Source organism: Sulfodiicoccus acidiphilus, from assembly GCF_003967175.1.
Lineage (GTDB): Archaea > Thermoproteota > Thermoprotei_A > Sulfolobales > Sulfolobaceae > Sulfodiicoccus > Sulfodiicoccus acidiphilus.
Genome location: NZ_AP018553.1, coordinates 2,154,413 through 2,175,970, shown reverse-complemented (window position 1 = coordinate 2,175,970; position 21,558 = coordinate 2,154,413). Strand labels below are relative to the sequence as shown.

At 52.6% G+C, this 21,558-nt stretch carries 19 protein-coding genes; 8 read left to right on the top strand and 11 right to left on the bottom strand.

What is annotated here, in order from left to right:
* Nucleotides 1–23 precede the first annotated feature (23 nt).
* From fdhF to acs, 3 genes are all read right to left on the bottom strand, one after another.
* Nucleotides 24–2,936, bottom strand: a complete 2,913-nt coding sequence (fdhF, locus tag HS1genome_RS10930; protein ID WP_179950423.1) for a formate dehydrogenase subunit alpha — start codon at nucleotides 2,934–2,936, stop codon at nucleotides 24–26.
* Between the two features lie 63 nt (nucleotides 2,937–2,999).
* Nucleotides 3,000–3,440, bottom strand: coding sequence for an STK_08120 family protein (locus HS1genome_RS10925; RefSeq protein ID WP_126451080.1), 441 nt, complete (start codon nucleotides 3,438–3,440; stop codon nucleotides 3,000–3,002).
* Nucleotides 3,441–3,577: 137 nt separating this feature from the next.
* Nucleotides 3,578–5,584, bottom strand: coding sequence for an acetate--CoA ligase (gene acs / locus HS1genome_RS10920; protein ID WP_229768195.1), 2,007 nt, complete (start codon nucleotides 5,582–5,584; stop codon nucleotides 3,578–3,580).
* 1,162 nt (nucleotides 5,585–6,746) lie between these two features.
* On the opposite strand from acs, the gene HS1genome_RS10915 reads away from it, so the two are divergent.
* Both HS1genome_RS10915 and HS1genome_RS10910 read left to right on the top strand, forming a co-directional pair.
* Nucleotides 6,747–7,520: a tyrosine-protein kinase family protein gene (locus HS1genome_RS10915; protein WP_158613820.1), complete on the top strand. Its 774-nt coding sequence runs from the start codon at nucleotides 6,747–6,749 to the stop codon at nucleotides 7,518–7,520.
* Between the two features lie 10 nt (nucleotides 7,521–7,530).
* Nucleotides 7,531–8,319, top strand: coding sequence for a hypothetical protein (locus HS1genome_RS10910; RefSeq protein WP_126451078.1), 789 nt, complete (start codon nucleotides 7,531–7,533; stop codon nucleotides 8,317–8,319).
* 364 nt (nucleotides 8,320–8,683) lie between these two features.
* Here the strand turns inward: HS1genome_RS10910 and HS1genome_RS10905 are convergent, their stop codons facing one another.
* From HS1genome_RS10905 to HS1genome_RS10875, 7 genes are all read right to left on the bottom strand, one after another.
* Nucleotides 8,684–8,947 (bottom strand): ferredoxin family protein, encoded by a 264-nt coding sequence (locus HS1genome_RS10905; RefSeq protein ID WP_126451417.1) that lies wholly within the window; start codon nucleotides 8,945–8,947, stop codon nucleotides 8,684–8,686.
* Nucleotides 8,944–10,152: an FAD-dependent oxidoreductase gene (locus tag HS1genome_RS10900; RefSeq protein WP_126451077.1), complete on the bottom strand. Its 1,209-nt coding sequence runs from the start codon at nucleotides 10,150–10,152 to the stop codon at nucleotides 8,944–8,946. Before HS1genome_RS10900 ends, HS1genome_RS10905 begins: the two co-directional genes overlap by 4 nt.
* Nucleotides 10,149–11,000, bottom strand: a complete 852-nt coding sequence (locus HS1genome_RS10895) for an electron transfer flavoprotein subunit alpha/FixB family protein (protein WP_126451076.1) — start codon at nucleotides 10,998–11,000, stop codon at nucleotides 10,149–10,151. Before HS1genome_RS10895 ends, HS1genome_RS10900 begins: the two co-directional genes overlap by 4 nt.
* Nucleotides 10,997–11,722, bottom strand: coding sequence for an electron transfer flavoprotein subunit beta/FixA family protein (locus HS1genome_RS10890; protein ID WP_126451416.1), 726 nt, complete (start codon nucleotides 11,720–11,722; stop codon nucleotides 10,997–10,999). Before HS1genome_RS10890 ends, HS1genome_RS10895 begins: the two co-directional genes overlap by 4 nt.
* Before the next feature lie 598 nt (nucleotides 11,723–12,320).
* On the bottom strand, nucleotides 12,321–13,430 hold the full coding sequence (locus tag HS1genome_RS10885) for an ATP-binding cassette domain-containing protein (RefSeq protein WP_126451075.1): 1,110 nt from the start codon (nucleotides 13,428–13,430) through the stop codon (nucleotides 12,321–12,323).
* Nucleotides 13,403–13,975: a hypothetical protein gene (locus tag HS1genome_RS10880; RefSeq protein WP_126451074.1), complete on the bottom strand. Its 573-nt coding sequence runs from the start codon at nucleotides 13,973–13,975 to the stop codon at nucleotides 13,403–13,405. The genes HS1genome_RS10885 and HS1genome_RS10880 overlap by 28 nt, the downstream gene beginning before the upstream one ends.
* Complete coding sequence (locus HS1genome_RS10875) at nucleotides 13,972–14,508, bottom strand: hypothetical protein (protein ID WP_126451073.1); 537 nt, start codon at nucleotides 14,506–14,508, stop codon at nucleotides 13,972–13,974. Before HS1genome_RS10875 ends, HS1genome_RS10880 begins: the two co-directional genes overlap by 4 nt.
* Before the next feature lie 126 nt (nucleotides 14,509–14,634).
* On the opposite strand from HS1genome_RS10875, the gene HS1genome_RS10870 reads away from it, so the two are divergent.
* From HS1genome_RS10870 to HS1genome_RS10855, 6 genes are all read left to right on the top strand, one after another.
* Entirely contained in the window at nucleotides 14,635–14,850 is a 216-nt protein-coding gene (locus HS1genome_RS10870; protein WP_126451072.1) for a hypothetical protein, read from the top strand.
* 9 nt (nucleotides 14,851–14,859) lie between these two features.
* Nucleotides 14,860–15,750, top strand: coding sequence for a thiaminase II/PqqC family protein (locus tag HS1genome_RS10865; protein ID WP_126451071.1), 891 nt, complete (start codon nucleotides 14,860–14,862; stop codon nucleotides 15,748–15,750).
* On the top strand, nucleotides 15,740–16,030 hold the full coding sequence (locus tag HS1genome_RS10860; RefSeq protein WP_158613819.1) for a TA0938 family protein: 291 nt from the start codon (nucleotides 15,740–15,742) through the stop codon (nucleotides 16,028–16,030). The genes HS1genome_RS10865 and HS1genome_RS10860 overlap by 11 nt, the downstream gene beginning before the upstream one ends.
* 133 nt (nucleotides 16,031–16,163) lie before the next feature.
* Complete coding sequence (locus tag HS1genome_RS12170) at nucleotides 16,164–16,337, top strand: hypothetical protein (RefSeq protein WP_158613818.1); 174 nt, start codon at nucleotides 16,164–16,166, stop codon at nucleotides 16,335–16,337.
* A gap of 248 nt (nucleotides 16,338–16,585) precedes the next feature.
* Complete coding sequence (locus HS1genome_RS12165; protein ID WP_158613817.1) at nucleotides 16,586–16,759, top strand: hypothetical protein; 174 nt, start codon at nucleotides 16,586–16,588, stop codon at nucleotides 16,757–16,759.
* A 314-nt stretch (nucleotides 16,760–17,073) separates the two neighbouring features.
* Nucleotides 17,074–20,727, top strand: a complete 3,654-nt coding sequence (locus HS1genome_RS10855) for a protease pro-enzyme activation domain-containing protein (protein ID WP_126451069.1) — start codon at nucleotides 17,074–17,076, stop codon at nucleotides 20,725–20,727.
* Here the strand turns inward: HS1genome_RS10855 and HS1genome_RS10850 are convergent.
* Complete coding sequence (locus HS1genome_RS10850; protein WP_229768273.1) at nucleotides 20,724–21,497, bottom strand: BtpA family protein; 774 nt, start codon at nucleotides 21,495–21,497, stop codon at nucleotides 20,724–20,726. The genes HS1genome_RS10855 and HS1genome_RS10850 overlap by 4 nt on opposite strands.
* Nucleotides 21,498–21,558: the final 61 nt, after the last annotated feature.

Here is a 21,558-nt window from a genome sequence, read left to right as displayed (position 1 = left end):
TTTCTAACGCGTCACCTTCTACCTCACTCGTTTAACTCACCTCTGTACGTGTAGTCTGGTCTCCCCCATTTAAGTTCCACGTTAACCCCGACCTGAGGAGTCTTCTTTCCGTACCTCGGGTTCCACTTGGGGAGTGGAGGCTCACAGGACACACAGTCCTCAAGTTTCTCTACGTAAACGGGGGTCTCCTTGTAGGCAGGTGTCTTGGATGTGGGGTCCCTTGTCATGGGGTCTGTCAGCTCGTTGACGTTCATTTCCTTACTGTCGTGAAGGCTAAGGAACACCTTCTTTCCCTCTAACCTATTGGTCACCATCACCCTAGTTTTTAGCCTTCCGTTGGAGGAACTGACCATCACCAGGTCTCCGTCCTTAAGCCCCTTCTCTGCCGCTACTTGAGGCGAGACTTCCAAGTAGACCTCTGGCACCTTGTACTTGATTCCACTCACCCTCCCGGTGAGGTTGGCCCAGTGGAAGTGCTCTAACATCCTGCCGTTCACTAACATTAGGTCGTAAGTTGGGTTTTCTACCCTAGGTTCGTAGTGTGTAGTACGATAGAACCTGGCCTTTCCATCTGGAAAGGCGAACTTGTCAGCGTACAAGTACCTACTGTCCTCCCCGCTTGGTTTTACTGGCCACTGGAGGCTGTTGAATCCCTCCAGCCTAGAGTAAGCTACTCCGGCGAATATTGGACAGAGTTGGGCCGCTTCTCCCATCACGTCCTCTGGATTCGTGTAAGGGAATTCCTTCCCCATGGCTTTGGCGAGGTCGAGTAATATCTGGAACTCAGACCTAGCTTCACCCAAGGGTTCCATGACTTTGTAGAGCCTTTGTATCCTTCTCTCAGTGTTGACGAAGGTCCCTTCCTTCTCCAAACTCGCAGCGGCCGGTAGAACTACTGTGGCCAGCTTCGCTGTCTCCGTCATAAAAAGCTCCGTCACCACCAACAGTTCCAAGTTCGAGAGCGCTCTCCTAACAGTCTCTCTACCCGCGTCGGCGTTGAGCTTGTCCTCTCCCATAACGACCATCGCCTTCATCTTCCCTTGCAAAGCTGCGTCAACCATCTCGGTGCTAGTGAGGCCCTTCGATCGAGGGAGCTTAGTGTTCCAGGCTTTCTCGAATTTGGTCAGCACCTCTTCATCTGACGTAGGTTGGTAGCCAGGCATCATGGTGGGTAGAGCACCGAAGTCGCTCACCCCCTGCACGTTGGCGTGTCCCCTCAGTGGGTACCCTCCAGTGTTAGGTCTTCCGTAGTTCCCAGTGAGTAGGAGCAAGTTGGATATGGCAGTGGAGGTCTCACTGCCGTCCTGGTGTTGGGTCACTCCCATGGCCCACAGCGCGACCACGCTCTTTGCCTCGTGAATCATTGTGGCCACCTTAATCACAGTCTCCTTGGGAACTCCAGTCACTGCCTCCACGTTCTCCAAAGTGTACTGCTTCAAACTCTCCACGAACGCGTCGTAACCTACCGTCCTTTCCCTTATGAACTTCTCGTCCTGCCATCCCCGATCCACAATGTACTTCATGACACCGTTCAGCAGGACTAGGTCCGTTCCTATTTTGGGCGTGATGAAGAGGTCTGCCCTCTCCGCCATCTCATGTCTCCTGACGTCTACGACAATTAACTTCTGTCCTCTGAGCTTCTTTGCTCTCTTGATCCTTCCAGCTAACACTGGGTGGGCCTCGGCGGTGTTGGAGCCTACTATGATAACCAGATCAGCCTCCTCTACGTCCGTGATGGAACCTGAGTCCCCACCGTACCCAACCGTTCTCCAAAGTCCAGTGGTGGCTGGAGCTTGACAGTACCTAGCGCAGTTGTCGATGTTGTGGGTCCCAACCACGTCCCTGGCGAACCTCTGCGCCAAATAAGCTTCCTCGTTAGTTCCGGTGCAGGAGGCGATCACGCCTATCGAATCTGGTCCGTACTTCTCCTTTATACGGGAGAGCTTTGTAGCTATGAAGGATATTGCTTCCTGCCAGCTGGCCTCCCTGAAGTGGTCGCCGTCCCTGATCAGCGGTCTAGTTAGCCTGTCTCGGCTGTTCACGAAGGACAGTCCGAACTTACCCTTAACACACGTTGCCACACCGTTGGCAGGAGACTCAGGCTTAGGTTCCACCTTCAGTATCTCTCTTCCTCTCGTCCACACCTCGAATGAACACCCGACCCCGCAGAACGGACAGACGGTCTTGGTTCTCTTAACTATCGAGTTCCTGAGCTTGGCGTCGACTTGGCTGAAGAACATTATAGGTTCGAACGTGTACTCGGCGCCCTTGAGCGACGTCACCAACTTCCTCTTCACTTCTTCCTTCATTCCCGTGAGGAATCCCGCCCTTCCTAACATCGACTTCTCCATAAGCGCGTTCACAGGGCAGACCGTAACGCAGGTGCCGCAAGAAACGCAAGACGAGAAGTTAATAGGAGCACCGTCGCTCCAGACAACCCTTTTCTTATCCCAGTCTATCTTTATTACCTCGTTCACTACGACATCTTGGCATGCTTCAACGCACCTCCCCGATAGAATACATTGATTCGGGTCGTAGATGTAAAAGGGGTTGCTATCGTCCACTTCGTAACCTCTGTCTACGTAGTTCTGCCTCGTGACGCGGCTCTTCACAAATGCCTCGTGGAGTTCGCAGTCCAGATTGTTGTCACACACCGTGCAATAGAGTTGGTGATGTTGAAGCAAGTGATCCAAGGCTCTGAGCCTCAGGGACTCTGTGGATCTAACGCCGATCTTCATTCCTTCTACTACAGGTATAGAGCAACTCCTCACTAACCTGCCGTTAGCTTCTACCACGCACGCATCGCACGTCTTCAACGGACCCAGGAACTTGTTATAGCAGAGGTGGGGAACGTAGAACCCTGCACTCAGAAGTACCTCCAAGAGGTTAGGCCCCTGCTCTACGTCTAGGGTATGGCCATCGACAACTATCCTCACGGGAGTTAACTTGAATGGGCGATTTATTGTTTTACGTAGGAGTTACATCAGTGTTGCGGACACTCAGATCTTCCTCTTGACTCTCTCCATTCTTATTATTTCGTCGCCGTTCCTCTGCAGTTCCTCTACCGCCCTATCTAGGGTAGTTTTCAAGAGCGCGGCGTCTTGGTCCCAGACCGCATCCACTGCAAGCTGCTTCTCAAACTCGACTAACACCGAGGATTCCCCTTTCCTCACCACGAACTTCCTGACAACCTTCCCCTTCGTAAACCTGGCAAAGCCTGTTGGCTCCATGTAGAATATGAAGGTTGTGTTCTCCGCCCCCCTGTAAACCGTTATTCTAACCTTCATTCCAGTGACTTTGCCTGAGTAAGTATCCTCACCCACTCTCTGAAGTCCGTCCACCTCTATTACTCTGGTCAGGAAGAATTCTGGGTCCGAGACAATGGAGTAGACTACTTCCGGATCGTGGCTATTCTTTATTTCGTGCCAAACGATGTCCATCTACCATGTTTTTCTAGGACAACATTTTAACTTTTGGGGTTATAGAAAGGAGTTAATGCGATGTGAAAGCCTTGCCTTAGGATATTAGGAAATTTGTTCCTCCCTGCCCCGAATAGGTAAGTTTGCATCTCGCTTTATCACCTTATTGACTTCACGAATTCCTCGTAAGCTGTCCTCACTTCTTCCACCGAGCTCGCGTCCTCGAGGGTTGTAGTGTCCCCTAGAGGTGAGTTCGTAGCTACGGACCTCATCAACCTCCGCATTATCTTCCCCGACCTCGTTTTTGGCAGTTTATTGACGAAGAAAAGGGCCCTCGGAGTGGCTATTGGACCGTAATTCTTCCTTATCCAGTCTACCAACTCCTTCCTCATCTCTTCGCTGGGCTGGTTCCCTGTTTTCAGAACCACGTAAGCTATGGGAACCTCACCCTTGACCTCGTCTGGTACCCCTATTACAGCGGCCTCCGAGACTGCCCTGTGTGCAACGAGGACTGACTCGAGTTCATACGTCCCAATTCTATGTCCCGACACTTTCATCACCTCGTCAGCCCTGCCGGCCACCCATATGTAACCGTCAGAGTCCTTGACAGCGTAGTCTCCAGCGTAGAATAAGTCCTTATACTTGGACCAGTAAGTCTTAACGTACCTCTCATGATCTCCCCACACCCCAGTGGGCGCTGCTGGCATCCCGGGCCAGGGGTTCCTTATGACGAGGTAACCTCTCTCCCCAGGCTTGACAGGGTTTCCAGACTCGTCTAAAACGTCCACATCTATACCTGGGAGAGGATAACCGTTTGAGCCCGGCTTCATGGGAACCAACATCAGTCCAGGCAAGTAACTTATCATTATTCCTCCGGTCTCTGTCATCCACCAAGTTGAACCCACCGGGGCTCTACTACCCCCAACGACTTCGAAGAGCCACCTCCACGCCGAAGGATTTATGGGCTCACCTACCGAGTGTATTATCCTCAGTGTTGACAGGTCGTGCTTCTTCACCAAGTCGTCGCCGAACTTCATCAAGGTTCTGACTGCCGTGGGGGAGGTGTAAAGTATGGTGACGCCATATCTCTCGACTATTGACCACCACCTGTCAGGGGCTGGGAAGTCTAACGTCCCTTCGTACATGACAGAGGTGAGTCCCTCTATGAGTGGTCCGAATACTATATAAGAGTGCCCAGTCACCCAGCCTATGTCCGCCGTACAGAAGTAAACATCGTCGTCCCTGGCGTCGAAAACCCACTTCATAGTAGCGTGAAGCAGAGTAGCGTACCCACCGTGGTCGTGGATCATGCCCTTCGGTCTCCCGGTGGTGCCTGAGGTGTATAGCACGTAGAGGACTTCGTTGCTCTCCATTCTCTCGGGGTCAACATAGGTATTGGGAGGAACACCTTTCAACAGTTCGTCCAACGTTACGTCCCTCTGGGTGAGGGACAACTCTCCACCTAGACGTCTTACTACTACCACCCTTTGGACCGACGGGGTAAACTTCAACGACTCGTCCACGATCTCCTTGAGTCTGAGGATCTTTCCTCTTCTGTAGACCCCATCGGCAGTCACTATTAGGCTGGCGTTGAGGTCGTTCACCCTGTTGGCTATGTTCTCTGCCGTAAAGCCGCTAAATATCACAGTGAATATCACTCCCAGTCTAGCCGCCGCTAACATGAATATGGGGAGCTCTGGTATCATTGGAAGGTAAATCGCGATCCTGTCGCCCCTCTTAAGTCCCAACTTCGTCCTCATGGCGTAGGCGACTCTGTTGACTTCCCTCCACAGGTCGTAATAGGTGAACTTCCTGACCTCTTTAGGTCTGCCCTGTTCGTCCACCGGTTCCCCCTCCCAGATGAACGCTAGCTTGTGCCTTCTCCACGTTTTTGCGTGTCTATCCAGGGCGAGGTAGGAAATGTTGGTAGTCCCTCCGACAAACCACTTAAAAACATGTGCTTTATCCGTCTCCTCCACTACTTTCGTCCACGGGCTGAACCACTCCAATTCTCTAGCAATGACCTCCCAGTGTTGCTGGTACTCTTTAACGGCCTTCCTGTGGTAGTCCAAGTATTCCCTCTCGTCCACATTCCTGTGGATCCAGTTTTTCAACACAATTTTCTCATTGAAGGGTAGAGGTTCTCCCAAAATAGTGTCGGACACAGAGTAAAGAAGGAGAGACTTAAATTAAAGTTTTAATTAAGAAGAGGTAGGAATAAAGGACAGCACATTTGCTTTAAGATCTAATGCGAACAGTATCATGGGGTCTATGATTCTATGGATAATATTATGTTATTATCCGTAGCAATTTCCCAAAAAGGTCAAGAACAGTCGGCTTCAGGTGTTCCTCAAATGTGTTGATATGTTGCCGTTTTGATTTCTAATATAGACTGGGGAAATCATAAGAGAAAGAGAGCCCTTACCTCTCTAAGCGAATTGTAGTCTGTACCCCTTGCTCACCTTTTAGTGGTTCTATCTGTCCTTCGGTCTGGACTCATGGATCAATTTCGTATATTGAGGTCGCCACTCTCTATCTCTTTAGCAGTTTGTCTTCGACGACAGCCTTACTGAAAGATACTTGGGAACCAAATTGACAGACCATCTTTCTTTGGCCCATTTAACTATCCGTCTGGGATGTGAGTTCGGAACGACGGTGGTAATGAGAATGTGGAGGAAAACCTTCCATGACAAGGGGGTTGGTATAGTGATGAACCGAAGTCTAGAAATCTGGGGGTTGAGGGGCTGAGGTTCCTCTCATTTAAATGGTTTTCGAAAATTATACGGTGACCCCGACTCCATCCCTCCCCAGCTCTATTGAGAGCTTAATGGTATTGAGCGAGGAGCCACATGCTTTTCCCTCCTACTCTTAATCTTGGGGTCCGAAGGTGTTCAACGACGGATCCCTTTTCGGCGAGTGAGTGCTTTGAACCACTGACTGTTCACCGAATGGGAGATGTAACCCTGAACCGCCGATCGAAACGAGGAATCCATTAGGGGACTCTCTCCCTTCAGGGCGTGGAGAAAGTCAGTCGAGTTAAGTTCTTAGTGTTGGGTAGGTCGGAGTATATTCCTTAAATACCGATGTAAGGATAGCCCTGTAAGGTTCGAAATATATAGGTGAAGCGATCTACACAAGAGATACCTTAGCCTACTCTTCTACTCTTTAGTAATACTAAATTTAATTAAGCATAATTAGTAAAGCTATTCATTCGCTATGCCGGAGTTTGCTCTTAACCCTAGTTTCGTATGACATTGCAGCGGATCCGAGGCGAAGATTATAGAAAATAGCCGGAAATTTGATAAGCGTTTAAAGCAAAACAGAGTTGTGAGGATCCTCCTGGGCGGAATAAAAGGAGGTGTGGGGAAGACTACGCTTACGCTCCTACTTGGAAGGAGTCTGGCCAGGAGGGGACGAAAGGTCCTTATAGTGGACAGGGACCTCATTGGTTGGGCCTCGAAGGTCCTAGGCGTTACAAACGATGAGGGCCTGTTGAACTCAGTCCTAGAAGGGAGAACTGACGGGTACTACGCCTCCACGCACATAGGAAAAGGGAAACTAGGGGTCGTGAGGTTCTACCCAGTCTCTCACACTTTCAAGACTAGCGTGGACTTCGTTCTCAGGAAGCCTGAGTTGATGGAGGCCGTCTCTAAGGCCTACGGGGAACTTCTTTTAGACGAAGGATACGATCTCTTTATAGTGGACAATCCTCCTAACGTCCTTCCTTCAGATCCTGTAGTGAAGTTAGAGGTACAGGCCTTCTACAAGTGGACTAAGGCTGACGTGGCCCACCTCTACGTTTCTGACCCGACGCAGTTCGGGATTGAGGCCGTGGTCAGATACGCCGAATACGTACAGTCCGACCCAGAGCTGATTCCTCCAGTTCACAGAGGACTCGTCGTCAACATGGTGCGTCCACTTCCAGACGAAGAGGCTATGGCCCAGAGGAAAGCCTTGGAGGCTTGTGAGAGGATAATGGCAGACCTATGTGGGACCATACCTTTCGACGATTCTCTATTCGACTATGGGGACAGGTCAGAGGAATATCCGGAGGAGGTGAACAATCTCGCAGCACAAGTGGCCGAGTGGGACGACAGTTAAGGTTGTGGTCTTGGGAACGGTACCGTCCCACGTCGTGGACGGAATCCTAGAGTCAATGAAGGATGTTAAGTTCCTGAAGTACGGAGGGTTCTTCATGCCTAAAGGGGAGGAGGGAATGGTGATAGCAGACGAGAACTCGCTCTTGGAGGCCTACATAGCTGGAAGGAAATTCAAGAGGGTATGGATATACACTTACCCGTGGCTCGGGGACTCCATGGAGGTTGTGGGTGCACTGAGGGAGAATGGTGTAGCTGCTGCGGTCCTCTTTCACGGCGAGCCAAGTGCCGAGGAATCGGGGGAAGGAAAGGTAAAGGTGGCGCCGGAGATAAGGGTTCTAGTTGAGAGGCCTAACAGGGTGACTGTGCTTTCCTGGGTCATGTCTCGAGAGCCGATAGGAAAGGCCGACTACGCCCCTCCTAGGACAGCCAGAAGCCCTAAGTACGATCTGATATGCGGCCCTGACTGTGACGTATTCCCAACCTACGACACCAGGCTATGTTTACTGGCAGCTGCGCTGAGGATGGACTCAATCCCACTTGAGGTGAGACAGGTCGACGGGAGAATGGTCATGGTGAGAGTGCCGTGTGAACGGGTGAAGGAAGGGACGGTAACCATGATAAGGCCGAATAAGTGGTTCACGAGGTTCGAGTTTTATTCGGGAGTCCAGAAGGGACTGACGGTGACTGTTGAGGATGGGGAGAAGATGATGGAGAGGCCGGTGGGAAAGACGTTCCTTGGAGTATACAGGCCGCAGGATCAGGTCCTGTCCAAGATGAAGGAGTTGGGACTCCCTATTTGACCTCCTCTCGACTGTAGAGGGCCTTCCATGCTGTTCCTGTCCCCCATCTGTTCTTTACATATCTCTCACCTGAGATGTAGTTGGGTGGACTATGGAACAAACTAAACGGGATGGATGACTTATCTTTACGAGGGTTAAGGGGGCGAAAGTCCCCTTCGGTGAGGACGGACAGCCCCTTATATAAACCTTTTCATGGTTATCAAAATACTATTTCTACGACCTCTACTGTGAGAGCTGGGTCGTACCCTCGGGACTGGGGGAACTGAAGCATCCTAGAAGGAATTGAAAGATGGGTATGGGTTGAGTCCCAGCCCGAGAGCGGCACCACGTACTTTCGAGGACGTCGGGGGAGGAAGTGTCACTGTTAACCGTACCTGTATGACACACCCTGCTCTGGCCACTTGAAGGTTATGGCGCCGTAGGGACAGGCTACCAGAGCCGCTCCACACTCCAGGCACCTCTCGTAGTGAGCTACTATGGTGCCGTCGGGTTGAGGGTCGTAAGTCCCTGCCGGACACACTGAGACGCATGGCTTGTCCCTACACGTTCTACAGATCTCGGTGTTCACCTGGATGTGTGGACTACCCACATCGTACTTGTTGAGTCCGAGTCTCTTGAGCAGACTCACACGAACCAAAGCAGGTCCCTCACCGCATCAGTTAACCCCACTCCCTCCCCCCTCAGTCTCTCCTCTGTCACCTTCAGAAGCCTCCTGTCGCCTACTGAGAACATCGCTTCCAGAACGTCACATATAACACTTGGGTACTTGTCGTATAGTCTAGGGTTGGAGAGCCCCTTGAACGACCTCCAAGCGGACTTCAAGTCCCTCATCACAAAGGTTCCCTCCAGTTCTTTATCATAAAGGTATGTTCTAGAGTAGTCGTTGAGTTCCCTGAGCTTTGCAGCTACCTTGCCTGCGATAGTTCCTGCACCTATCGCTAGGTCCATTCCCCTTATCACGAAGCCGTCGCTGAGCAACATTCCTGCTGCGTCTCCCACCACCATTAGATTGGGAGAACTCAGGGGAGGCATACCTCCGTAGCCTACATATGGAATGAGGTGAGCGGAATACTCGAGCACCTCCCCCTCCACTCCTAAGGCCTCCCTAAAGTCTTCTATCAGTTCACTAGTACGCACCAGCTTCTCCTGAATAGACTCCACCTTCACCGTAAACCCTATTGAGAGGGAGTCCCTGTTAGTATACACGAACCCTCCCCCCTTGAGTCCGGGGGTTAGCCCCAACACGACCTTGGCTTCCCCCTCGTCCTCCGGAAGGTCGGGTGTCCAAGACACCACCTCCTTAACACCTACCATGAAGTGGTCAGCCCTGAGTCTTCTGATCCCTAGGTATCGAGAGAGGGGCGCCGTGGCACCATCAGCTTCGACCACTAGGGGAACCTTGAATTCACCCCTGTTGGTCTCCAAGGTTATTCCACCCCCCTCTCTCCTCGCGCCGGTTACCTGTGTCTCATAAGAAAGTAGAGCACCATTGGCCTCGGCCTCCTTGGCGAGCCACTGATCTAGCCTAACCCTGAGAACAGAGAAGCTTTCCCTATTCCTCCTCTGGAAGGTGAAGATGACCTTCCTTTCTCCACAGTGTACCTCGTAGGTCTCCCTAGTGATCGGCCTCTCTAGTGGAGCTCTTTCTAGCGCGTCTGGCACCAGCTTTAAGAGGGAGTGGACGTAGATCCTCCCTCCCGACACGTTCTTAGAGCCTGAGTAAGGACCTCTCTCTAACACTACGACTGCAAGCCCTTCCTTTGCGGCCGATATTGCGGCCGCAAGCCCCCCTAGACCTCCCCCTACTACGGCAAGGTCCGCATCGAAGCTCATCCCTTCAACCTCTTGACCATCTCCTTGCAGAACTCTACAGCGTCGGCTACCACCAGATAGTCGCAGTTCTCCGCGATAGGGGCGTTCTTATCTTTGTTTACGGCCACCACCACTCCAGAGTCCTTCATTCCTGCCAGGTGTTGAGGCTGACCTGAAATGCCAAGTGCTAGGTAGAGCCTCGGCTTCACCTTCGTTCCGGAGAGGCCGATTTGTCTATCCTCAGGGAGCCACCCCATCTCGGCCGTGACTGGCCTGCTTCCTCCTAGGGCCGCCCCCAAGGCGTCAGCAAGCTCCTGGGCGTACTTGACGTTTTCCTTTGAGCCTATTCCTCTCCCCACCGAGACTATTAGCTTGGCCGAGCCTAGGTCCACAGTCCCCTTACCCTCTCTCCTTTCTAGGAGCTTGACCTTGCCCTTGGATTGGGGCACCTCGACGAATTGAGTCTCAACTTCCTTAGGCACCCTGTCACTTTTCCCCACTGTGATCACTGCAGGCCTGCTGAGAGTTAGGGTCGCGACCGCCACTCCGCTGTAACCTATTCGTCTTACTACGTACTTGTCCCCCTTGAGTGAAAGTTCGGAGACAGACGGTGCGTAGGCCGCCCTAAGCCTAGCGGCGACCCTGGCCGCCACCGTCCTGTCCCTCTTAGTGTCACCTCCTATTACTAGTGTTGGAGATTCCCGAACTGCCAGTTCAACTACCGAGTCCTCGTCGTAGTCAGTCACGTAGAGTTTATCGGTGTATTTCATGTTCTGCTTTGCTATCCCAACGATGGAGTCTTTTAGCGATTGTGCTAGGGCAGCAGCTGACTTGAAGTTCTCCGCGTCCTCAGAGAACACCACTATCATATTACTCCCTCCTTCCTGAGGGCTTCTATGAGTTTGGGCACCACCTCTTCTAGCTTACCTTCCATCACAACCCTCTTCCTCTGCACGGTGTAAGGCTCCACAGAATCCAAGGAGGCCACTGGCGTCCCTCTGAACTCCTTACTTCTCACTGGCTTCTTGGAGGACTCCATAATCTGCCTCAGGGTGGGTATCCTCGGCGTGTTTATCTCTCCAGTCACCGTTATCACCGCGGGCAACTCGGTCTCCACCACCTCTATGACGGGAGTGAGGGACCTCTCCGCCCTGACTGTTTTACCCTCTACCTTCAGCGAGCGGACGAAAGTGACGACTGGAACTCCCCAGAGCTCCGCCACCATGGGCCCTAGGCCTGAGGTCGAGCCATCCGTCGTGGTCTCTCCGAACAACACAAGATCGGGATTTAAGGACCTCACCTCCTCCGTCACGGCCGTTGCTGTACCTAATACGTCCGTGTATTGTGCCGATACTGCCACAACCTCATCTACTCCCATGGAGAGTGCCTCTCTTATGACCTTCCTGTCTGTATTACCGACGGTGACCCCGGTGATCTTACCTCCCGTGGCCTCCTTGATCCTAACGGCCTCCTCTATGGCATTCTTGTCATAGGTGCTAATTTTCGTGGCCACGTTCAAGTCCAGTTTCCCTCCAGAGACCCTAATAAGGGTCTCGTCGGGGACGACCTTGAACCCTACAACTAAGTTCAAACCTACCTCGACCACCTATACCTAGATATAGATTAAAAGATCTGCTAAGGGAGTTCGGTTAAAGGGATCGTTCATCACCGCTCAGCGCCTGCGTGTTTTCCACACCCTCGACATCTTCCTCACCTCAGGAGGGTCAGCCCCGCGTTAGTCGATCTACTCTTGGTAGGTCCTCCATAATGCACTGCGATTCGGTGGGGGCCCTTACGGAAGGACTCTCTTAGCCTAGTGAGGTTCAAGGCCGATTGGGAGAGATACATAACTGGCAATCGATAAGGAATTCGGGAGAACACGAGCTATCCCATCCCGAAGGACGTAGCTTGGTGCTCCATGAGTATATCTTGTTTGATGGGTGTGAGGGCAAGGTTCCACGCTAGAGTGTGGCCCCCACAGGGAGTTTATATTTGAGACTTGACCGTCTATGGCTGAGATGGAGCAGCATGCAGTCGAACTTCCCTTTAGCTGAGGACCCTCGGCGAGGCTTACCCTTATCACGAGTACCGAGCAGTTACCCAAGGCCAATTTTTAACCTTATCTACAGGGAGTGTTGCTCTCCGCAAGCCATCCTTTCTGCTCCTTTTAACATTATTTCTTTTTAATTCTACCAACTACTCCAGCTCAGCCTTATTGTACTATCGCACAGGTCAATTACGTCTGAGTCGTGTGTAGCCACTACAACTCCTCTATCCTGCTCGACCATTAGCTCCAGCGCCTTAACAAAAGAGACGAGAGCGTCTCCGTCCATTCCAGCTGAGGGTTCGTCGAAGGCCACTACTTTAGCCTCTGACGCCAGCGCTGAGGCCATGAGTACTCTCATTTTCTCACCGAAACTAAGAGAATAAGGGCTCCTGGAGGCCTTGTCGGTAAGCTGAAAGAGCTGCATAGCTTCACTAGATCCAACTTCGTCCTTGACCGTCCTGAAAAAGAATTGCAAGTCTGGACTTTGGAAGACTGGTCTCACTCCCTTTCTGGAGAGTTCTCTGATTGTAGTTGTCTTGCCCGCTCCATTAGGGCCCACTATACACAGTACCTCCCTTTTCCGGACTTCTAACTTGATTCCCTTCACTTCTGCGCTTAATAGAACCTCACCTAGGGGCCTCTTCTCCCTGAAGACCCTGAAGCCACGGAGGCCGTGAGACTTAAGGAAGCGTTCACTCCACAATAAATCTAATTCTATTTCCTTGGCCTTCCCCTCAATTACGTATGCCCTCTGGACTAAAGCTCTCAAGTCCTTAACCCTGTGTTCCGCTATGAGGGAGGTCGAAGGAAAGGATGATGACACTAATTTGACGGCTTCGTCGTCTAAGTTGGACAGAGGTTCGTCTAGGAGGAGGTATTTAGGTTCGCCAGCGAGCACAGACGATAGAACGAACCTCCTCTTGTATCCATCGGAGAGCCTGTTGAAGGGCGTATCAAAGTAAGGACCCATCAGGTTTTGAGCCACCTTAAAGTCTACTGGATGATATCTGGATATTAATGAGAGCTCCTCTTTGCTGCTCTCAGCTAACACCTGCCACGCTGGTTCCTGACCGACTGCAGACACTTTAGAGTAGTCTGGACTGGAGCAGAAGTCCTGGCCGTCTAGGACCGGCCTCGGTCCTTCCTTAAGACATATGGCTGCCCTTATCAGACTAGTTTTACCAGAGCCGCTCTTACCTAAGAGGGCCACCCTCTCTCCTTGGTCTATTTCAACGCCACCAACGACAAACACGAAATCCCCACCGAGAGCACTATTATGACGAAGTCGAACTCACCAAACTTTAACTGTCCTCTCCTGAAATTGCCGTAGAGTTTGACAGCGTAGGCCGCCTCTAGCTCCTCAGCCACCTTTACCGTGAATACCAGAAGAGGAAGGACTAATTTGGTTGGAGAGAACCTAAGACCTCTGTACCTCAAGTTTAAGAACACCTCCCTAGCGATCGAGGCAAAAGTTGGGTAGTATGTCAACGCAACTACCACAGGGACTCCCCTCTCTCCGAGCACGTCTAGGATCGAAGACCTGTCAACCAGATCTGAGGCCGCCAAGTAGGAGTTCACGTAGGTCACTAACCTAGGAGCGAATGGGAAGAGAGGCTCTCTGTGGAGGGAGGTTAACACTAGAAACGACGTCGCCAATATCAACACTTCTCCCCCTATCACCCTCCACCTCCTGTGGAGCAGGGCAGTGAAAGCCGCTTGAGCTAGTCCATCTGTGAACGCCGCTGTCCCACATAGCAGAGAGAGTGAGACGAGGAGCGTCGCGAAGTTTAGCTTCACTTGAGGACACCGCTCTTGATCAAGTAAGATCCGAGAGAGCTGCCTGCGAACCCGACCACCGTTGATTCCACAAAGTAAACGGCGGTGAAGAGGAGCGCAAGATCAGGTTGTAGAACGTAACCAATGAATAGTGCACCTAACACCACGCTTAATATGCCCTCCAGCCCTCCAGCTAAGGCCGTGTTTATAACGACGGCCCTCCTACCTCTATAGCCCAACACCCTTGAGGATCCCTCCACTGCAGTGCCCACCACCAAGTTAGTTATAGAGAGAAAGGGAAGGAAGGCCACCGCGAACAGGGCGGCACTCACAAGACCCATGACTATAGGCCCACCTCTAGCATTTATCACCTGAAACCCAATTGAGACCAAGAGCAACGGTATCGTTAGGTTGAGTACCGGATCTAAGAACACCCCAACCGGTCCACTAACTGCGAAAAGTCCAGCCGAGAGACTCATTGCAGCGGCCACTCCAAACGAGGCGACCGAGAACACGGTTCCATAAACGATGAGCCTCCTAGTCTCCCTCTTCATGCCTATCAGCTTTACGATTACACCTTTAACTTTTCCGTGAGTCCACTCGACCAGGGGTCGGTTGAATTCAGCTTTTCTGAGCTTTCATTAGATTGGTTTATTTTGGAGATCGCTTCTAAAATACCTATGACACCAAAGGAGAGGGAACTCCTGAGGGCTGCCTGCAACTGTTACAACGCGTGTAAGGAGAACTTCGAGGAAACCGTTAGAATGATCTCAGAGGCTCGTGGGCTAGACCCAAACGAAGTTAAGGAGCTGCTGACCTCCCTCAAGGTGAAATATAGAGACGACCCCGAATATATCGAACTTAGGTCGAGGTTACCTTCAGACTTCCCCGTTTAGGTGAGACAATTGCTGTGTCCGGTGTGTGAGGTAAGGCTGGGCTCTTTCAGGGGGGCCGCGGCGCATTTCAGCGGAGAAGCAAACAGAAGTGACGTAGGACACGTGATGTGGCTTAACAGGAACATAACGAAAATCAAGCTAGAAGAGGGAGAGCTGGAAGAGGAGTTGAGAAGTTTCTTCGAGTTCAAAGACCTGAAGAGCTGGATAATTCGCAGGTTCGTGAGGAGGTTCTACGGCGACAGTCCTCATCCTTTCCTTGCGGCCATGCAAAGGCCAAGTAGGGAACTTCTACTTGGCTACGTCTTAGAGCATCAGCACTTTCTTAGACAGTGGGCTAGGTCATTGGCCCACGTCATGGCTAGCACAGAAGACGACGATGTATACAGAATGGAGCTGAAGAATGTCAGCGAGGAGTTCGTCGGCTACGATGGTAGACTACCACACTTTGAGCTCCTAATCAAGATGGGAGAATCCCTCGGGTGGGACAGAGGAAGGATACTCTCTACACCTCCTCTTAGAGGCACGATGGACGCCATATTTACTTGGAGAAGAATAGCAGAGACTAGGAGCTGGATAGAGATTATGGCAGCTATGCATTGTCTAGAACTGGTGGCTCATAAGGAAATAAGGAAATACGGCGCTAAAATGACTTACTTCGACCCATCCATCCTAAGTGACAGTAAGTACCCTTTAGAGGTTAGAGAGTTCCTGAGGGAGGGGTACGAGGCCGACGTGGAACACTCAGAAGAGTCCCTAGAGGTCGCATCTAAGTGGGCGAGGGAGAAAGGTGTGGAGGAACAAACTCAAGTTACAGTTTTGAAATCGTTAGAAGCCTTCGACACCTACCTGACTTCTAGGCTTGAGAGGGCCTATCTTCTAGGTGAGAAGATTGTTGGTTGAAGGTAGTGGCTGCGCCCTCTGTGGGGCTAGCTGGGGGAACGTCTGGAGGGACGTTGAGGGAACTAGGCTATTCTTCTGTTGTGAAGTGTGTGCAGTCGGTTTCACCAACTTCGTAGAACGTGCAAAGAGGGACGCCGGATGGAGCAAGGTCGACAGAGTGAGGATAGTAGGAGACTTCAGGGGGAGGAAAGGAAGTGTGGAGAGCGGTGGAGAGAGGAGAGTTTACTTCTTCACCTTGAACTCCGACGGTTCCCTGAGGACTTTTCTTAGGACGGAGTAGAGGAATAGTGAGAACTAGGGCTAGACATGACATGGCCGCGGAGGCCAGTAGTGGGATGAGCCAGTGACCCACGGCACTGACCAAGGTGGGGTAAACCAACCCGCCCACTGCTCCCAGGTTGAGATCTCCTCCGATGTTCGTGGATCCAAACTCCTTGACCTTAGCGGGGAGAAGCGAAATGATGCCGACTCCTGCGAACGCGAACAGCGCGAGTCCAATGGCGGTAGACAGAAAGAAGGAGGACAGAGCTGCTACAGAACAGGCCAGAAACAGAACTGCCCTCCCCATCGTCGGGAAGATCAAGTAAGCGACGAACGCTAGTAAGTAGATCTGCGGTGAGTAAGTAACTCGCCGGGCTGATTTCGAGGAGGAAGGTAGGGGCGAGTTCAGCTAAGAAGAGCGTGTAACCCTTCAACGAGGGCCTCCCGACTCGAGGGGTGGACAACTTAAAGAGAGCTAAGAAGGCGGCCGATCCTCCCAAGAAACAACTCTATCCTTCACCCCAGCGGACTGAGGAAAGACGCCAGGGCCCACCCTAGGGCCTAATCTCCAGTAGTGAGGCTAGGGTTCTTTGAGGCGTCCACAGCAGACGCAGTAGTCAGTGCGTACGCGAGGCCCCCTAACACCCCGAGAGCTAGGAACGACCACGGATCGGCTGCTAAGGAAGAGAGTGTGGAACAGGCCCCCCAAGAGAAGAACCGCTTCCGAAGGGCACCTTACCGTGAGTGACAGTCCGAGCGCTCTCCCTGAAAAAGGTACGGTAACCAGCGCGAATGCTATCCAGAGTGGTAAGTGGAAGTGAGTCGAGAAGTATCGAACTCCGAAGGTAGGGGAGACCAGGACGTAGGTTGCTGACGTGTAGATTACGAGCGGAAGTAATCTATTCACGCCTCAACCTCAGCACAGCAGTATGGGAGTGTCCACCGAAAGTTGTAGTTCTCATGTAGACTCTCTTCACCTTCCACGGCCTTTGCTCGGGTAGCCCTAACGCGAGAGATCAATTAAGGGTTTATTTTCGGGTGAAGCGCGAATACTTTTCAACAATGAGGTTGTTCCTATTTTTACTCGCGCTCATCGTGTTATCCGTAGTTCCTACCTTAGCTTCTACGCCGGTTTACGTAGGTCCCGTGCTGTCTGGAACAGAAGTTGGGCAACTACCTCCTTCCACCCAGGTCGGGGTAACGGTGCTCATACCTCCGAGGAACATCTCTGGAGTCTTCATGGCGGCCCAGGAGGTCTCTAACAGACAGTCTCCTCCACTTACTAGGGCTGAGGTGGAGAAGTATTTCGCTCCAACCAGAGGAGAGCTCGAATCCGTGATCTCCTACTTACACTCTGCGGGTTTAGACGTGAACTACGTGAGCCCCGACGGGTTCATGGTTTCAGCTTCAGGAACAGTCCAGCAAGTGGAGGGGCTCTTCAGCGTAAAGTTGGCCCTTTTCAATCAGTCTGGACAGATCTACTATGCACCCACTTCCTTGCCTATACTTAGAGGACCTATGGAGGGGCTCGCTGTCCTAGGGCTAACAAACTTTAGTAACGTTAAGAAGAACCTCATAGTTCTGGGAGGACTCCACAATGGAACATTGATGGTGAAGGGGGATGAGCCGGCCGTGCTCTCAGCCATTTACTACGATCCCCAAGATCTCCAAGGCGCCTACAACGTTACACCCATAATCTCCCCTAACGAAAGTAACGTCACGGTAGCGGTGATTGAGGCTTACGGAGATCCCAACATCTATTCTGACGTCGCTCAGTTCGATAAACTCTTCCATCTGCCTCCGGCAAATCTATCTGTCATACCAACTGGTCCTTACGATCCGTACTACGGCATATTAACAGGGTGGGACGTTGAGACCGCTCTAGACGTAGAGGCGGTGCATTCCATGGCTCCCTACGCACGTATAGACGTGGTGGTGGCTCCTTCAGCCACTTCGAACGCTCTGTTCCAAGCGATAGACTACGTAGTCACCCAGAAGCTGGCCAACGTAGTGTCCATGAGTTGGGGAATTCCAGAGAACGAGTTCGCCACGTCTGGTTTCTTCACTACCGCACAGAGCAAGATATTGAACTACCCCTACGCCAACTTCTACTTCGCCCTGGGCTCCGCCGAAGGGATCACCTTCCTAGCTGCCTCCGGGGACGAGGGGGCAACTGGGGGAACCCCGGTGGCCTACGGGGGTGCCCTCTTCCCCGCCTCCTCCCCCTTCGTCACCTCCGTGGGAGGGACCGCGCTCTACGTGAACGTCACGTCCGGCTACCTGTGGGCCCTCAACAGCACCGCCACCTACGGCTACGAGACGACCTGGAGCGTGGACCCGCTCTACGGGCAGGACGTCTCCACTGGAGGAGGCCCGTCCACCCTCTTCCCCGGGGTGACCGTTCCCACCGTCTCGGCCGACGCCGACCCCTACACCGGCCTCGCTGTGGTGGCGGAGGGACAGCTCCTCGCCGTCGGCGGGACCAGCCTGGCCGCCCCCACCTGGGCCGGGGTGGTGGCGGACCTGGACTCCAGGCTCGGCCCACTCGGGGACCTGAACGGGGTGCTCCCCCTCGTCAGGGGTGCCCTCCACAACGTCACCTTCGGCTTCAACGGCCTCTACGGCCCGGGGCCAGGCACCACCGGCCTGGGCACACCTGACGGCGGCCTCCTCCTCTCCCTCCTCTCCTCCCTCAGGCCCGGGCTCTCCATCTCCGTCTCCACCGACGGCACTCCTTGGTACCTCCAGGGCTCGGCCGTACAGGTGACGGCCTACGTCACCTACGACGGCACCCCCGTCACCTCCGGTCACTTCCAGGCCTACTTCCTCAACTCTTCCGGCGTTATGGGCAGAATACCCCTACTTTACAACGGGTCCTACTGGGTTGGAACTTTCGTGATCCCCGAGAACTCCCCAGGTGCCAACGTTCGCCTACAGGTAAACGGCACATATGACGGCTCTCGCGGATCTGGTTTCACCTATCTTGTGGTGGGCCCTGGAATGTCACTAGTGTCGGTCCTGCCAGTTCAGCAGCCTGGAGGTCTAGGTAAACTCGCGATCACGGTCTACGCTAACTACCCCAATGGCTCCCCAGCGGCCGATCAGACTCTAGAGGCCTACTTAGTGCATCATGGGAGAACGGTAGAGAGAGCGTTCCTCGCCCCCGCGGGAGGAGGCCAGTACAGAGGCTTCCTGCCTTTACTTACCCCCGTTGCTGGAGCTTACCTACTCTTCGTAAATGGCTCCGCAGCACCTGTATACACTTACCTTTACTTCGGTCTTCAGGTGGCCGCAGTGGTCTACACACCTGTGGCGGACTCCATGCCATCTGCCTACCCTGGAAGTAACGTAACTTTGTTGGCTGTGGTTAACACCTTCCAGCAGGTTAACCTTACAGCGAGAGTTTACAGTCCCTCAGGCGTCCTTGTAGCTTCGATTCCCATGCAGCTCACTCCCTCCCTTATATACGAGGCCAACTACACTGTTCCCTCTAACGTCACTCCAGGCTTCTACACCGTGAATTTCTGGGCGATCGGAAACAGCTCTTCAACCTCTTGGGAGTTGCAAGAAGGGTTCTACAACCTTTCCTTCTACGTCTCTTCAACTTCTCTTGTAACACAAGTAAGAAGCATTAACCAAGTATTCCAGGGACAATATGTGAGGATCACCGCTAACATAACCTACTCAAACGGTACAGAGGTTAAGTACGGCGCGTTCTCGGCCACGTTACTGCCTACTGCCCTAGGGTTCGAGACTCTCGCCGTTAGTGAGTTGACCGAGTTCCCTCTCCAGTACAACTCCTCACTTAACGAGTGGGTAGGGTACTACCAAGTCCCCTCCGTGCTCAGTCCAGGCGTCTATCAGGGTTCGCCTCCATATTCGTTGGCCGGACCTTGGGACGTGGTGGTATCGGGCTCCTCCCCTCAGGGGCTGACGGCTTACTCAAACCAGACTTACGTCAACGTCCTTCCCTACACCGACGTCGGGCCGGTTAGCATTGACGGAAATCAGGTGGTGGGTCAGTTGGTGACGGGTCTAGAGGGCAACTACTCGATCTATCAGCTTTACGTCCCTGAACTCAACGTTACTGACGCAGGGTTACAACTCTACGACAGCTACGTAGGGACTCTATATGCCATCAATTCGACTGTTAGCGTTGTGGGCTCTCATGTTCTCAGCATGAAATTGTTAAACTCGTCCGTTGAAATCTCCGGTACCACTCTAGGTCCCTCTGTGGTCGCTGTCAACGAGACTAACTCGAACGTCACCATGACCCTGACCTCATTTAAGGACGTACAGTACGCCTTTTCTCAGGATCGAGGAAACATAACCTACAGCCTAGTGGACCTAAGTGGAGCGAAGTCACTGTCGTTGATCCCAGAGCCGCAGTTCTCACTGTCTAAGTCAAACACGGGTATTACTGTGAGCGTCCATGGCTCTGATCTGAGGGTGATCGAAGTCTTGTTGAATGGAGAACCTGTGAACTTCACGGTGACTAAGGTTGAGGACGGAGTCTTAGTCCACATGTCGCAAAGAGGAACATACGGTACCAACTACTTACAGGTGGAAGTCAGTGATGGGTTACCTTATTCCCACACCTTCACTTTCGTCAACACAGTCCCATCTAGTTCAGCGATGCCCATAATTGTGGTGGCGATAGCTCTGTCCCTAGCCGTCTCTATCACAGCCCTCACGATCTCGTTAAAGAGGCACTAGTCTCCACATCCTCTCACTAACTTGGCGTAACTCTCGCCTAGGCTCCTCCCTCCCACTTCTCCATTAACCTTGAAGTCGTACTCTCCCACTATCAACCCGTCAGCTTCCCTGCAGTAGTCTCGGAAGTTAGAGAGGGAGATCCCACTTCCTACGAGGATGGGTTTACTGACCACAGACCTCACCTTCCTTAGCCTGTCTAGGTCGGGTGGAATGGGGCTCCTAGGCCCAGATACTATGACGGCGTCAGCTCCTCCCCTCTCGGCTAGGTCCTGGGCAGCTATATCGATTGGAACGTTGTATAGGGGGTAGGCGTGTTTGACGTGTACGTCCGCGAATATCTGAACCTTAGCTCCGAGGTACTTCCTCAACCTCAACACCTCTGCTCCTTTCCCCTCAACTATCCCCTGATCGGTAGCGTAGACGCCGTTTAACACGTTACACCTTATGAAGTGCGCTCCTGCCGCGTAAGCCACTGAAAGGGCCTGAGAGCAAGCGTTCCTAAGTAAGTTGACACCTACCATTAGTGATGAGGACTTCCTCACTTCCCTAGCCAATAGGGTCATCACAGCTACCGTGACCGCAGGTACCTCGTCCTTGAAGAAAGGGTAATCTCCCAAGTTCTCCACGATCGCCGCTCCTACTCCCGCTTCCTCGAGCGTCCTTGCCTCGGAGACTGCGTAATCCATGAGCTGCTCCAGCGTGAGGACTGAGTTGGGGGACCCCGGGAGTGGCGGCATGTGAATCATGCCTATTATAAGCTTTGATTTCACATTCGTTTGGAGCTTGAACAATTTAAGTACTTTACGCATCATGGCCCTCTGAGCGAGTGGA

Excerpts from the sequence above, each read along its gene's own strand:
- HS1genome_RS10925 (WP_126451080.1), bottom strand. The coding sequence starts at position 3,440 with ATGGACATCGTTTGGCACGAAATAAAGAATAGCCACGATCCGGAAGTA.
- HS1genome_RS10900 (WP_126451077.1), bottom strand. The coding sequence starts at position 10,152 with ATGAGCTTCGATGCGGACCTTGCCGTAGTAGGGGGAGGTCTAGGGGGG.
- HS1genome_RS10895 (WP_126451076.1), bottom strand. The coding sequence starts at position 11,000 with ATGATAGTGGTGTTCTCTGAGGACGCGGAGAACTTCAAGTCAGCTGCT.
- HS1genome_RS10875 (WP_126451073.1), bottom strand. The coding sequence starts at position 14,508 with ATGAAGAGGGAGACTAGGAGGCTCATCGTTTATGGAACCGTGTTCTCG.
- HS1genome_RS10870 (WP_126451072.1), top strand. The coding sequence starts at position 14,635 with ATGACACCAAAGGAGAGGGAACTCCTGAGGGCTGCCTGCAACTGTTAC.
- HS1genome_RS12170 (WP_158613818.1), top strand. The coding sequence starts at position 16,164 with ATGTTCGTGGATCCAAACTCCTTGACCTTAGCGGGGAGAAGCGAAATG.
- HS1genome_RS10855 (WP_126451069.1), top strand. The coding sequence starts at position 17,074 with ATGAGGTTGTTCCTATTTTTACTCGCGCTCATCGTGTTATCCGTAGTT.